Raw genomic sequence first — 12,389 nt, 5'->3', positions numbered from 1 at the left:
CTGTGATCCTAGGTGTCAGACCCCAGCCTTCTCCGCGGCAGTCCTGATGTCGTAGGCCGCGCGCGCCAGGGCGATCTGGTTCTGGTGGGTCTCGGTCCAGTTCACCAGCGACTGGATCGTCGCGTGCAGCGTCACGCCCAGCGGTGTGAGCGCGTAGTCCACGCGTGGCGGCACGACCGGGTGGACCGTACGCCGTACCAGCCCATCCCTCTCCAGCTGGCGAAGCGTGACCGTGAGCATCCGCTGGCTGACCCCGTCGATGGTCTTCTTCAGCTCGGTGAAGCGCAGGCTGCGGTTGTCGAGCAGCGCGATCACCAGCAGCGACCACTTGTCGCCGATCCGGTCGAGGATCTGCCGGACCTCGCAGTCCTCCCGCGTGTCCCACTGGAACGCGTCCTCGGTGCAGCAGGAGTAACCCGGTTCCTTTGAAGTGCCTTCTTCCATACTCACCGATGGTTCCTCACGATGGAGTCAGTTACAAGAGATAACCGACCTAACGATGAGGAACCCAGATATGTCAACCACCGAAGCACCCACTCGCCTCGGCGCTCGAGCCTGGGCGGTGCTGCTGGTGCTGTGCGGCGCGATCTTCCTGGAGGGCATCGACATCTCGATGATGGGCGTCGCCCTGCCGTCCATCCGCGCCGAGCTCGGCCTGTCGACCAGCGAGCTGCAGTGGGTGGTCAGCGCCTACGTGCTCGGGTACGGCGGCTTCGTGCTGCTCGGCGGCCGCGCGGCGGACCTGCTCGGCCGGCGCCGGATGTTCGTCGGCTGGCTCGCCGTCTTCCTCGTCTTCTCCGGCCTCGGCGGCCTGGCGAACGACGGCTGGGTGCTGATCCTGGCCCGCTTCGTCACCGGAATCGCGGCCGGCTTCATGACCCCGGCCGGCCTGTCGATCATCACGACCAGCTATCCCGAGGGCAAGCAGCGCAACAAGGCCCTCCTCGTGTACGCCGGAATCGCGGCGGCCGGCTTCTCCCTCGGCATGGTCGTCGGCGGCCTGCTCACCGCGATCGACTGGCGCTGGGTCTTCTTCGCCCCGGTCGTGATGACCGCGGTTCTGCTCCCGGCCGCGCTGATCCTCCTGCCCAAGGAGCAGCCCGCCACCAAGGAGAAGAAGGTCTTCGACCTCGCCGGCGCGTTCACCCTGACCGGCGCGATGATGCTGCTGGTCGCCACGGTCGTCCGCGCGCCCGACGTCCCGGCCGCCCAGACCCTGATCACCCTCGCGGCCGGACTCCTGCTGCTGATCCTCTTCGTGGCCATCGAACGCCGTACGCCGGCACCGCTGGTCCGCCTCGGCATCCTGCGCAACGCCGGACTCGTCCGGGCCAACCTCGGAGCGGTCGCGCTGGTCGGGTCGTTCGTCGGGTTCCAGTTCATCGCCGTGCTCTACCTGCAGGAGCTGCGGCACTGGTCCGAATTGGAGACCGGCCTGGCCCTGATGGTGATCGGCATCGACTCGATCCTCGCGCCGACGCTGACGCCGTGGCTGGTCAACCGCTTCGGCAACACCAAGGTGGTACTCGGCGGATTCGCGTTCGCCATCGCGGGCTACGCACTGTTCCTGCCGCTCGCCGCGGACTGGACCTACCTCGCGATGCTGCCGACGTTTCTCCTGCTGGGACTGGCGTTCTCGCTCGCGTACGGTCCGCTGACGATCGCCGCGACCGACGGCGTCGCCGAGGCCGAGCAGGGTCTGGCGAGCGGCGTACTGACCACGTCGTTCCAGTTCGGATCGGCGCTCGGTCTGGCGATCGTCGCCGCCGTACTGGCCTCGGCCGACGAGCTGACCGTTGCCGACTTCCGTACGGCGCTCGTCGTACCGCTGGCAGCCGCCGTGCTCGGTCTGACGGCCGGAGCGCCAGGACTGGTACGTCGTACGGTGGCCGCCCGATAGCTCAGGGTTACCAGGACATCCGACAATTCACCGCTCAACGAATGAGCGCCGGCCGGCGGCCGAATCGTTATCGGTAAATCCCTGCAAACAATCTTGACAGGGCTGTACCAGAACGGCCGCCGGAACCGGTCCCAACGGGCCTGACCAGGGGTTTTCCTTCGCAGCTCACCGCGGTTGTCAGGTGGGAGTAAGGCCTCTGTAAAGGTCCCTGTCAGTCTATTCCCGGGATACCTCTTTTTGAGGTGTTCTTTCCTTACCACCCGTGAGCACGTGAGATCGGTCACCGGCTTCCTCACTGTCGGCGACCAGCTCCGAACCCACGGTCCCCGTCCCCTCGAGGCGCCCGAGTGTCCCGCTCGGCACCTCACCCCACTCGAAGGAAACGCCCCCATGACCGAGTCGCTGGAGATCCCCGCAGAGCAGCGCCGCGTGCGGGTCTGGTTCGGCGCTCACACCATCGCGGACCACACCGCGACGGCCGACCAGGCAGCGCAGTACGAGGAGGCCATGCGGCGGCGGTTCGCCTCGCTGCGGGTCACCAACGAGCCCGCTCTCGTCAGCAGCGGCCCGGTCCGATGACCACCCGCCCGACGTTGCTCGGTTACGTCCGCGCCGACGCGCTCAGCTGCGCCGAGGAGCTGGCCGCCGCGACCGATGCCCTGGTCGCGTACGCCACCACCGAGGGGTTCACCCTCGGCACGGTCTACACCGAGCGGGACGCCGCCCAGTCCGCCGCGTTCAACGCGTTGCTGGACGAGGCGAAGCGGACCGACGTACGGGCTGTGGTCGTCCCCACCCTGCAGCACGTCGGCGCGGTTGGTTCGCCCGGCGCGACGCAGCACCTCGAGTTCCACCAGGCTCAGACCTGGGCGGCGAGCGCGAGGTAACCCGAAGACAAGCGGAGCCGGCGTCTTGACCCCTGCATCGGCGCCGGTTCCGCTCTCCAACCCCACAGCCGCACCGGGAGTGCCCGGGTGGTAGTGGACCAACCGAGGCCCCACCGGCTGCTACCGGTGGGGCCTTGTCGTTGCGTCAGGCAATGATCTTGTACCCGTAGCGCTTCATCACCGCGGCCGTCGTGGCGTCGAACCGCCCGGTGACCGGCAGCTTGAACTTCTGCTGGATCTTCCGCGTCATCTGCTGGAAGTGCACCCGCCACGACACCCCGGCCGGCGGCCTGGTCTCGTGCTTGCCGATCGCCGCGATCTTCGGATGCGCAGCCCAGGCCAGCACCTGCGCCCGGTCGGCACCCCAGACCCCACTCATCGAGTCGTGCGTCCGGGCGAACTCCATCGCCCCGAGCGAGATCGTCGTGTTCGGCTGCGGTGGCGCCTGGGCCGCGGGCGCCGTCCCCGGGTGGTACTTCAGGTAGATCTCCCAGGTCATCCCGTAGTACCCGGGCGGCCCGTCGTCCGCGCCGCGGTTGGCCAGGCCGTTCTTGCACCGCCTGTACTCCGCGATCTGGTGCGCCGCACCACGGGACAGATCCTTGTCGCCGGCCGCGATCGCGTGCACGTGGTACGGCCAGTTGCCCTGCGCCGGCGTCCGCAGCCAGGCGGCGAACCCGACCTGCCGCATCGCCAGTACGACGGCCTTCCGCTGTACGGCGGTCAACCGGTCCACCGCGAGGTCGACCGCGCCCCCGCCGTCGTGCGTCCCGGCCGAGGCCGCGACGCCGCCCTGGTTGTACGACCCCTGGATGATCGTGAACGGCACCTTGGCCAGCTTCTCGGCTGCCTGCAGCATCGCGACGGTGCGCGTGCACAGGTTCGCGCCGCGCCAGGACATTCTTGCCTCAGGCATCTAGTTTCCCGAGGATCAACGCGGCGTCCTCCGCCGCTCCGAGCGCTTCCAACTCGTCCAGCTCGGCCTCGGTGAGCTCGTCGTCGTACGGCTGCTCATCGGTCATCGTGCACCTTCCCCCACCTCACGTCCGCGACCTCCCCCGCCACGGAACCGCGAACCAGGCTAGGCAGCGCCGGTGCATCCGTCCATGGCCCAGCGGGCGTTACAGCCGCGCGCGTTCGAGGAATGCAAAGTTTTCGCTCCGGAACGGGTGTGACGTGGGAGCGGTGGGGTACCTGTAGTCATGTCCCGCGGTTCAGTCAGCCCCATTCGGGCATGGGTGGAGTTCACCGAGCCGCGAGTTCTCCCACTGAGGGGCGGGAGAACGACCGAAGGTGACGGGCGCATCCCACGGTGCGCCCGTCCCCTGGCCTCCCTCGCGGTGACGTGAGTACACCCGTCTACCGCACACCGATGCGTTCCCGTCGCGACGACGTCCCCCATGGTCTGGCTGTCGATCGCGCGCTCCACCTCGGGCTCTGCGGAATCGGCGGCACCCTCCGTCCACCACCGTCGACGCTGGACAACGCGCTCGAGCGACTGAGCACGTCGTACGACGAACGCGCCGCCCGCCGCCTCCAGCGCTTCGCTGAGGTCCCCGACGGCGCCTTCGGATGGACTCGCGAGGCCGACGGGCTCTATCGCCTCGGGCGACTCACCGGACCGTGGCGGTACGACGCGTCGCCCGACGCTGTCGCCGTCGATCTGGTGCACGTCCGGCCGTGCGAGTGGTCGGCGAAGCCGTTCACCGAAGCTGAGGCACCGGCCGCGGTGGTGTACACGTTCTCGCGGGGCGGGCGGAACTTCCAGCGGATCCGCGACCCTGCCGTCGGGCCGGCGACTGCTGACCTGTGGGCTCAGATCGCTGACGCGACGAACAGGTAGCGGTTGAGGCTGAAGAAGTACGCCTCCCCCTGGCTGCGGAGCTCGTCGGCCCAGGCTTCGGCTTCTGCTTCGGTGACATCCGCCCGGCCGGGGACGAACGCGGAGACGATGTCGATCAGGCCGGCGCTGTACGTGCGGTGGTCGTAACCGACGTTGAGCAGCGGGATGACCTGCAGGTGCGTACGGGTGAAGCCGGCCTTGTCGAGGGCTTCGCCGAGGGAGCGGGGCAGATGCGGGTCCTGCAGGTGCTCCTCGAACGCCCTCAGGACACGGGCCATCCGCCCGTCGTCGCTGGAGCGCCAGACGATCGAACCCCAGTCCGTGTCGAGCAGCAGGACGCGACCCGCCGGGCGCAGGACCCGGCGGATCTCGGCGAGCGCTCCCGCGACGTCGTCGACGTACTCGAAGACCTGGGTCGAGACGACGACGTCGAAGTTCTCCGCGCCGTACGGCAACCGCGCCGCCGACGCCGGCTCGAGCTCGAGCGACGGACCACCCGGTACGTCGGCGCGCGTGCCCGCGATCGCCAGCATGCTGTCGCTGATGTCCACGCCGCAGACCCGACCGTCCGGCCCGACCTCGCCGGCCATCTCCGCGGCCAGCAGTCCCGGGCCGACGCCGACGTCCAGCACGCGGTCCCCCGGCCGCAACGCCAGCGCCGTCCGGACCACTCTCCGCTGCTCGACCACGTCCGGCGTCGTGTACATCGCCTCGATCTGCCGTGACACCTCCGGGTCGAACTCCAGACTGCTGCTCATGCCCTCCGCCTCAACACCATGCTGCTCATCATGATCCGCGAGGCGCCCCGCGGCGAGACCACACGCAAGGGCAGATCGGGGCGGATCAGGCCAGTAATCGATGCCCTGCAAGGAGTGACGGCGTGGCGCTACCGCGGAATCCCGTCCCGGATCGACAGCCACTGACTCCATCCCGAGCAGCTGGTGAGCCCACCGCCGGCGCTGAGATTCTGGTGGCACACCTTGATGCGGACGTATCCCGTCTCGGCCAGGTCGTAGTTGCAGCCCGTCACGCCGTTCTGCGCGCCGTTCTTGTCGACGCACTCACCCGACCGGCCGTAGTCGGTCTCCCAGCGCGTCACCGCGCTCTTGTTGTCGAACGCCCAGTCCAGCGTGCCGACGTGGTCACCGTCGCTGTCGAAGTACCCCTTGGAACCGGCCGAGTTCTCGACCATGCCCGGCCAGCTCGGCCACTCCACCGCGTGCGCCGGCGCAGCTGCGAACGCCGCCAGACCGACCGCTCCCACCAGGACGCCTACCGTCTTTCTCACCAGATTTCCTCTCTGCTCGAACATGACCGCGCCGACGTTTCCAGGAGGTGCTCCCCTCCGGATCACCCGCGCGATGGATTCGTTTCCCTCGCTCGGGGGAAACTCGGTCGGCCGCGCGGGTGGGGACCGCCCGGCGGCCCCCACCACCCGATCCAGCTACCGCGGGCCTCCGTCGCGGATCGACAGCCACTGGCTCCAGCTCGAGCAGGTCGCAAGCCCGCCTCCGCCGCTGAGGTTGCGGTGGCACACCTGGATCCGCACGTACCCGTTCTCAGCCAGGTCGTAGTTGCAGGCCGTCACCCCGTTCTGCGCGCCGTTCTTGTCGACGCACTCACCCGCCCGGCCGTAGTTCGTCTGCCAGCGGGTGACCGCACTCTTGTTGTCGAACGCCCAGTCCAGCGTGCCGATGTAGTCGCCATTGCTCTGGAACCGTCCTTCGGAGCCCGCCGAGTTCTCGACCATCCGCCGGATCGGATCCCGGGTCCACCCCGCGACGGAGGCCCTCGGAAATGCGGTCGGCACGGGCGGGCTGACCGGCTAGCGTGCTGGCGTGATCGAGTTGCCGCAGTCATTCCTGGAGATGCCCCGCTGGTGGACCGAGGGCGCCGAGTGGTTGGCGGGGCTGCCAGCCGCGGTCGAGGAGCAGTGCTCGCGGTGGGACCTGACAATCGCCGGTCCGGTAGCGCACGGATCCAACGCTGTGGTGGTGCCGGTCGAGCGGGACGGCAGCCGCTTCGCGCTGCGCATGTCGCCGCCAGGCGACGAGGTCTCCGACCAGGTCCGCGCCCTGCGCTGGTGGGACGGGCGAGGGACAGTCCGCCTGTACGACGCCGACGCCGCGCGAGGCGCAATGCTGCTGGAGCTACTCGGAGAGCCGCTCGACAAGCAACCGACCCGCGAAGCAGTCCAAGTCCTGGGCAGCCTAATGCGACGCCTCGCGGTGGACGGCCCCAAGGACGCCTTGTCGACCCAGGAACTCGTCCAAGCCAGCGCCCAAAAGATGGAAGGCCACCTGAAAGGGCAGACCGGGGCAGTTGCCCCGCCGTACCTGCTGGCCGCTCTCGACGTCGCCCCCAAGCTGTCCAACTCAAAGGCCACAGCAGCGGTAAACGGCGACCTCCACTCAGCACAGGTCCTCCGCGGCCAGCGTGAAGACTGGCTAGTCGTCGACCCAGTGATCTACCGCGGCGACATCGAGTTCGACCTGGCCCGAGTCCTGTGGACCCGCCTCGACGAAATGGCAGACGACGCGGAGATCCACCACTGCTTCGACACGGCAGTACGAGCAGCCAACCTCGACCGCTCGTACGCCCGCGACTGGGTGATCTTCAGAACAGTCGACTACTGGCTCTGGGGCCTCAGCGCCGGCCTAACAACAGACCCAGTCCGCTGCCAACGCCTCCTGGACGCCCTCCTCTAACAGGTGGTGCCGCGGGTCGGGAGTTTGCCGGTGAGAAAGTACGTGGTCGCGTGCCCGCGGGCGCACTCGGAGTTGAACCATGACGTGTGGCCGTAGGTGTTGCTGACGAGTAGGCGGCTGCCGCGGATTTGGTGGTGCAGGCTGACGGCCTGGTTGAGGGGTGTGGCCGGGTCATGCGTGTTGTTGAGGATCAGCACCCCGGGTACGTCGGCGATCGGGGTCGGCTTCCACGGGTTGGTCGGCGGGATCGGCCAGCCGGCGCACGAGGCGGCCATCACCCAGCCCTCGACTGCGGCACCCACGCGCGGCGCGACGGCGCGCGCCAGCGCGAGGCGTGCGCGAACGTCGGCGTACCCACGGAACTCTCCGGGGAAGTCCATGCACGACACCGCCGTGTACGCCGACTCCGGGTTCCCGACGTAGCTCCCGCCGACGAACCCGGACCCATCACCCTTCAACGCCTTGGCCAGCGCGGAAGTAAACGCACCCCACGGACCAGCCTGGTCACCCAGCGTCGGCAGGAACACCGGCAGCGCCATCCGGATCTGATCACCGTTCACCCCGCCGGTCAACGGCGACCGATCGGCCTTGCGCACCACCGCGTCGTACACCTTCCCGACGTCCTGCCCGTGCAGTTCGCACGTCGGCGTCGCCGCGCACCAGGCCGCGAGCCGGTTGAAGCCGCGTTCCATCTCCCGCGCCTCGCTGAGCACGAACCGGGTCGAGCCCTGCGCGTGGTCGACGATGCCGTCGAGCACCATCCGGTCGACCCGGCGCGGGAAGAGCTGCGCGTACGTCGTACCGAGGTACGACCCGTACGACGGCCCGAAGTAGCTCAGCTTCTCGACGCCGAGCGCGGACCGGATCGCGTCGAGGTCGCGCGCTGCGGTGCGGGTGTCGAGGTGCCGCATCAGTTCGCCGTTCTTGGCCAGGCAGGCCTTCCCGAGCTCCCGGCTGGCCGCGACCATCGCGTCGTACTCACGCGGCGACTTGGGGAACACCGGTACGCCGGGCCGCAGCACCGGGCCGCAGTCGAGCTGACTCGATTGACCCGTTCCGCGCGGATCGAAGCTGACCACATCGAACCGCTTCAGCAGCTCCGGGCCGAACAGGTCGGCAGCGAGACCGGCCTCCAGGATCGAAGCACCGGCCCCACCCGGACCGCCCGGGTTGAAGGTCAGGACACCGAGCTTGTGCGCCTGGTCGCTCGCCGGGATCCGGGCGACGAACAGCTCGGTCTTCCCCTTGCTCGGATGAAGGTGGTCGAGCGGCACCGTCAGCCGCGCGCACTCGATCGTCGGCCCTTGCTCACAGGGCTTCCAGTCGAGTGACGCAGCGGCGGCGGCAGGTACGGCGGGCAGCAGACCCGCTCCGATCAGGCCCAGCGCCAGCAGTCCCTTGATCATCATGGCGACCAAGCTACGAAGCCGACGGGTCGTCGGCCAGGCGTGGAACGATCAACCCCACAAAGTGAACACCGGTACTCCGCTCAGTGGGCGGGGGCGAAATCCAGGAAGCCCACCACCGAGCTGATCCGGCCGTCGGCGGCGACCGTCACGATGTCGGTGCCTCCGGCAACGGCCGGTTGCCCCTCGGCGGCCAGCTCCCACGTCCACCGGATCCGGTCGTGGTGCTCGTCGGGCGTCCCGGTCACCGTGAAGCGCAGGCCCGGGAACATCCCCTGCGCGGTGCCGACCATCGCGCTCAGTTCGTCGTACCCGGTGGCCTCGAAGCTCGGGTCGACGAAGGTGCCTTCGGGTGCCCAGGTCTTCTCGATCAGCCGGGCGCGCTGCTCGGCGTCGGTCTCGTTCCAGATGGCGAAGTACTGCTCGGCCAGGTTCATCGTGTTCTCCTCAGGATCGGTTGACCAGAACCTTGCCGTCGGGACCCGTGATCCGGCCATGACCTCGGAGGTCATGCCGGTGATCACCTGGCCGGTTACCGTCGGGGCATGACGATGATCGCCGAGGAGACCTTCCAGCGGCCGGTGGGCGAGCTGCTGCGCGGCTGGCGCGAACGACGGCGGCTCAGTCAGCTCGATCTGGCCAACCAGGTCGAGGTGTCCACGCGGCACGTGAGCTTCGTCGAGAACGGCCGGTCCAAGCCGAGTCGCGAGATGGTGCTGCGGCTGGCCGAGCATCTCGACGTACCGCTGCGGGACCGCAACCAGCTCCTGCTCGCCGGCGGCTACGCGCCGATCTACAGCGAGGCCTCGCTGCACTCCCCGGCGATGCTGGCGATCCGCGAGACCTTGCGCCGGTTGCTCAAGGCCCACGAACCGTTCCCGGCGCTGGTCGTCGACCGCTGGTGGAACATTGTCGAAACCAACGCCGCCGCCGCGCTCTTCACCGAGGGTGTCGCGCCCGAGTTGCTCTCGGCACCGATCAACGCCCTGCGCCTCACCTTGCACCCCGACGCGCTCGGCGGCCGGATCACCAACCTCGCCGAGATCCGCGCGAGCGCGCTCAGCACGCTGCAACGCCAGATCGCGAGCACCGCCGATCCAGAGCTCCAGGACCTGTACGACGAACTGCGCGGATACGGCGTACCGGGCGGCGACCGGATCGCGTCCACGCCGACGCCGGAGGTCGTCGTACCGATGAAGCTGCGGCGCGGTGACCGGGAGCTGTCGCTGCTGACGACGATCGCGACGTTCGGTACGCCGTTGGACGTGACAGTGTCGGAGCTGATGATCGAGCAGTTCTTCCCCGCGGACGACGCGACGGCCGAGTACCTCAAGGAGCTGTTCTGATGCTGCCCGACGAACGTCTTGGCGATCCGGTCCAGCTACCGCTGGCCTGGCTCGACTTCTACCGCGAGACCGTACGACGCAAGCTCGACGGCCTGTCCGACGAGGAGCTGCGAACGAGCCAACTGCCGTCGGGATGGACGCCGCTGGCGCTGCTGAAGCACCTGGTGTTCATGGAACGGCGATGGCTTCGCTGGGGATTCACGGCGGAGCAGGTCGACCAGCCGTGGGGTGACAGCGACGCCGACGAGCGCTGGCGGCTCGAGGAGGGCGACACGCTCGAAGGCCTGCTCGCCGCGCTGCAAGAAGGCGGGGAACGAACCCGGGAAATCGTCACCGGTGTCGTCAAGGCCGAGGACGCTGCCGTTCAGGGCGTCGGCGTTGTCGGCGTTGGCGCGCTCGGCATGCGGTCCAAGGAGGGCGGGCGCTTCGGCGCCGAGGACGTGAAGCCGACGCTGGGGTGGATCTTGTTCCACGTGCTGCAGGAGTACGCGCGGCACACCGGCCAGCTGGACGTCGTACGGGAGCTGGCGGACGGAACCACCGGCGAGTAGGACCCCCGAGGCCCCACTCGCCGGTGGGGGCCGCAGTTGATCTCGGTGTACATCAACTGCGGCCGCTGCAGATCACGCGTTTTCGGGTCGCGGATCTGAAGAAGAGATGGCCCCACCGCCGGCCGGCCCGTTCCGCCCGCGGGCCGGCCGGAGGTGTCATCGGTGTGAAGGGGAGGGTCGACTACCGATGAGTCGGCAGCCCGGTGGGAATCCCGGTGGGCTGCTCGGTGGGCAGGGGAGGAAGGCTCGGCTTGCCCGGCAGCGACGGCTTGCCCGTCGGCAGCGGGAGGGAAGGCTTGCCCGGCAGGGACGGCTTCACGGTCGGGACGGAAACCGTCGGCAGCGACGGCTTACCCGGCAGTGACGGCTTCGGGAGGGACGGCTTGCCCGGCACCGACGGCAGGGTCGTCGGCACGTTCACCGGCGGCGCGGTCGGCACGTGGTCGGTCACGCACGGCGGCAGGGCGGGCTTGCCCGGGAGGGACGGCTTGGCGGTCGGCAGCGACGGCTTGCCCGGAAGCGAAGGCTTACCGGTCGGCACCGGGACCGACGGCAGCGACGGCTTGCCGGTCGGCAGCTTGGTCGGCACCGGCGGCAGGCTCGGCTTGCCCGGGAGCGAAGGCTTACCGGTCGGCACCGGGACCGAGGGCAGCGACGGCTTGCCCGTGGGCAGCGTGGTCGGCAGGCCCGGCTTGCCCGGGAGCGACGGCTTCGTCGTCGGCAGCGACGGCTTCCCCGGGAGGGAGGGCTTACCGGTCGGCACGGGAACCGAAGGCTTCCCCACCGGCGGCAGCGACGGCTTGGCGGTCGGCAGCTCGCCTTCCACCTTCACCTTGACCGACGCCTCGACCTTGCCCTTGGTCGGCACCTTCTGCAGGCAGGTCGGGTCGACCGACGGCAGCGCGGTCGGCGTACCGGCCGGGAGCTCGACGGGGACCGGGGGCTTGTCGCCACCGGCGAGCAGGTTGCGGACGTCTGCCGGTCCACCGATCGCGGCGGACACCGTCGCGACGCTGCCGGCGAGAGCGGTCACGCCCGCCGCGGCCAGTCCTCGGCGGAGCCAGGCCAGACGCCGGCCCCGGCGCATCAGGTCGGCCGGGTCGGGCTGCCACGGCTCCAGGTCGTACTCGAGCGCGCTGCGCACCCGCTGCTCGTCGCTCATCTTGTTCCTCCAACTACTCCGGATTCGATCAGGTCGGGTGCCAGACGCAGCTTGGCCAGCGCCCGGGAGGCCGTGCTCTTCACGGTCCCGGCGGCCATGCCGAGAAGCTCGGCGGTCTCCGCTTCGGAGAGGTCCTGCGAGTACCGCAGGGCGACCACCGTCCGCTCGCGCACTGTCAGCCCACCGAGAGCTGACAGCACGGCGTCACGGGTCTGCACCTCACCGGCGAAGTCCGCCACCGACCGGTCGTCCCAGTCGTTGTCCACCGGATCGCTGGGTACTTCGTTGGACCAGCGCCGGCGAGCCTGCGAGAGGAACCGGTTGACCAGCACCCGGCGGACGTAGCGCAGCCGGTCGCCGTCCAGCCGGTGCCACTTCGGGTAGGACCGCATCAGCGCCTGCTGCACGAGATCCTCCGCGGTGTGGCGATCACCGCACAGCATCTCCGCGAACCGCAGCAACGGCGTCGACTGTGCCTGCACGAACCGCTCGAAGTCGGCGTCCGCGGCCCGGGTCATCGATTCTCCTCAGCCTCTGTCACACCGGTCCAAACCCACTGGGTCACCGGTTAGGTTCTGTCCGTACC

At 69.1% G+C, this 12,389-nt stretch carries 16 protein-coding genes; 7 read left to right on the top strand and 9 right to left on the bottom strand.

Annotation, left to right across the window (positions count from 1 at the left end; genetic code table 11):
• Positions 1–15: 15 nt before the first annotated feature.
• Entirely contained in the window at positions 16–444 is a 429-nt protein-coding gene (locus ACYVIO_RS08240; protein WP_460652072.1) for a winged helix-turn-helix transcriptional regulator, read from the bottom strand.
• Positions 445–514: 70 nt separating this feature from the next.
• Between ACYVIO_RS08240 and ACYVIO_RS08235 the strand changes: the two genes are divergently transcribed.
• From ACYVIO_RS08235 to ACYVIO_RS08225, 3 genes are all read left to right on the top strand, one after another.
• Positions 515–1,900: an MFS transporter gene (locus ACYVIO_RS08235; RefSeq protein WP_460650052.1), complete on the top strand. Its 1,386-nt coding sequence runs from the start codon at positions 515–517 to the stop codon at positions 1,898–1,900.
• Between the two features lie 390 nt (positions 1,901–2,290).
• Entirely contained in the window at positions 2,291–2,479 is a 189-nt protein-coding gene (locus tag ACYVIO_RS08230; protein WP_344176948.1) for a hypothetical protein, read from the top strand.
• Positions 2,476–2,787 carry a recombinase family protein gene (locus tag ACYVIO_RS08225; RefSeq protein WP_460650051.1) on the top strand — a complete coding sequence of 104 codons (312 nt, stop codon included), beginning with the start codon at positions 2,476–2,478 and terminating at the stop codon, positions 2,785–2,787. Before ACYVIO_RS08230 ends, ACYVIO_RS08225 begins: the two co-directional genes overlap by 4 nt.
• 145 nt (positions 2,788–2,932) lie before the next feature.
• Here the strand turns inward: ACYVIO_RS08225 and ACYVIO_RS08220 are convergent, their stop codons facing one another.
• Positions 2,933–3,703, bottom strand: a complete 771-nt coding sequence (locus ACYVIO_RS08220) for a hypothetical protein (protein WP_460650050.1) — start codon at positions 3,701–3,703, stop codon at positions 2,933–2,935.
• A gap of 456 nt (positions 3,704–4,159) precedes the next feature.
• On the opposite strand from ACYVIO_RS08220, the gene ACYVIO_RS08215 reads away from it, so the two are divergent.
• Complete coding sequence (locus ACYVIO_RS08215) at positions 4,160–4,630, top strand: GAF domain-containing protein (protein ID WP_460650049.1); 471 nt, start codon at positions 4,160–4,162, stop codon at positions 4,628–4,630.
• Here ACYVIO_RS08215 and ACYVIO_RS08210 read toward each other — a convergent pair.
• The 3 genes from ACYVIO_RS08210 to ACYVIO_RS08200 form a co-directional block, all read right to left on the bottom strand.
• Complete coding sequence (locus tag ACYVIO_RS08210; protein ID WP_460650048.1) at positions 4,603–5,388, bottom strand: methyltransferase domain-containing protein; 786 nt, start codon at positions 5,386–5,388, stop codon at positions 4,603–4,605. The genes ACYVIO_RS08215 and ACYVIO_RS08210 overlap by 28 nt on opposite strands.
• A 128-nt stretch (positions 5,389–5,516) precedes the next feature.
• Positions 5,517–5,918, bottom strand: a complete 402-nt coding sequence (locus ACYVIO_RS08205) for a hypothetical protein (RefSeq protein ID WP_460650047.1) — start codon at positions 5,916–5,918, stop codon at positions 5,517–5,519.
• A gap of 156 nt (positions 5,919–6,074) precedes the next feature.
• Positions 6,075–6,380, bottom strand: a complete 306-nt coding sequence (locus ACYVIO_RS08200; RefSeq protein ID WP_460650046.1) for a hypothetical protein — start codon at positions 6,378–6,380, stop codon at positions 6,075–6,077.
• Between the two features lie 88 nt (positions 6,381–6,468).
• Here ACYVIO_RS08200 and ACYVIO_RS08195 point away from each other — a divergent pair, with 88 nt between their 5' ends.
• Positions 6,469–7,338 carry an aminoglycoside phosphotransferase family protein gene (locus ACYVIO_RS08195; protein WP_460650045.1) on the top strand — a complete coding sequence of 290 codons (870 nt, stop codon included), beginning with the start codon at positions 6,469–6,471 and terminating at the stop codon, positions 7,336–7,338.
• Here ACYVIO_RS08195 and ACYVIO_RS08190 read toward each other — a convergent pair.
• Both ACYVIO_RS08190 and ACYVIO_RS08185 read right to left on the bottom strand, forming a co-directional pair.
• Positions 7,335–8,747: an alpha/beta hydrolase gene (locus ACYVIO_RS08190; RefSeq protein ID WP_460650044.1), complete on the bottom strand. Its 1,413-nt coding sequence runs from the start codon at positions 8,745–8,747 to the stop codon at positions 7,335–7,337. The genes ACYVIO_RS08195 and ACYVIO_RS08190 overlap by 4 nt on opposite strands.
• A gap of 80 nt (positions 8,748–8,827) precedes the next feature.
• Positions 8,828–9,256: a nuclear transport factor 2 family protein gene (locus ACYVIO_RS08185; protein ID WP_460650043.1), complete on the bottom strand. Its 429-nt coding sequence runs from the start codon at positions 9,254–9,256 to the stop codon at positions 8,828–8,830.
• A 33-nt stretch (positions 9,257–9,289) separates the two neighbouring features.
• On the opposite strand from ACYVIO_RS08185, the gene ACYVIO_RS08180 reads away from it, so the two are divergent.
• Positions 9,290–10,090: a helix-turn-helix domain-containing protein gene (locus ACYVIO_RS08180; protein WP_460650042.1), complete on the top strand. Its 801-nt coding sequence runs from the start codon at positions 9,290–9,292 to the stop codon at positions 10,088–10,090.
• Positions 10,090–10,641 (top strand): DinB family protein, encoded by a 552-nt coding sequence (locus ACYVIO_RS08175; protein WP_460650041.1) that lies wholly within the window; start codon positions 10,090–10,092, stop codon positions 10,639–10,641. Before ACYVIO_RS08180 ends, ACYVIO_RS08175 begins: the two co-directional genes overlap by 1 nt.
• Positions 10,642–10,822: 181 nt before the next feature.
• On the opposite strand, the gene ACYVIO_RS08170 is transcribed toward ACYVIO_RS08175, so the two are convergent.
• Both ACYVIO_RS08170 and ACYVIO_RS08165 read right to left on the bottom strand, forming a co-directional pair.
• Positions 10,823–11,803 carry a hypothetical protein gene (locus ACYVIO_RS08170; protein ID WP_460650040.1) on the bottom strand — a complete coding sequence of 327 codons (981 nt, stop codon included), beginning with the start codon at positions 11,801–11,803 and terminating at the stop codon, positions 10,823–10,825.
• Positions 11,800–12,321: a SigE family RNA polymerase sigma factor gene (locus tag ACYVIO_RS08165; RefSeq protein WP_184801481.1), complete on the bottom strand. Its 522-nt coding sequence runs from the start codon at positions 12,319–12,321 to the stop codon at positions 11,800–11,802. Before ACYVIO_RS08165 ends, ACYVIO_RS08170 begins: the two co-directional genes overlap by 4 nt.
• Positions 12,322–12,389 lie beyond the last annotated feature (68 nt).

The organism is Kribbella endophytica (genome assembly GCF_054781295.1).
Note: the sequence above shows the minus strand (reverse complement) of the source record. Positions and strands in the feature narration are given on the sequence as shown.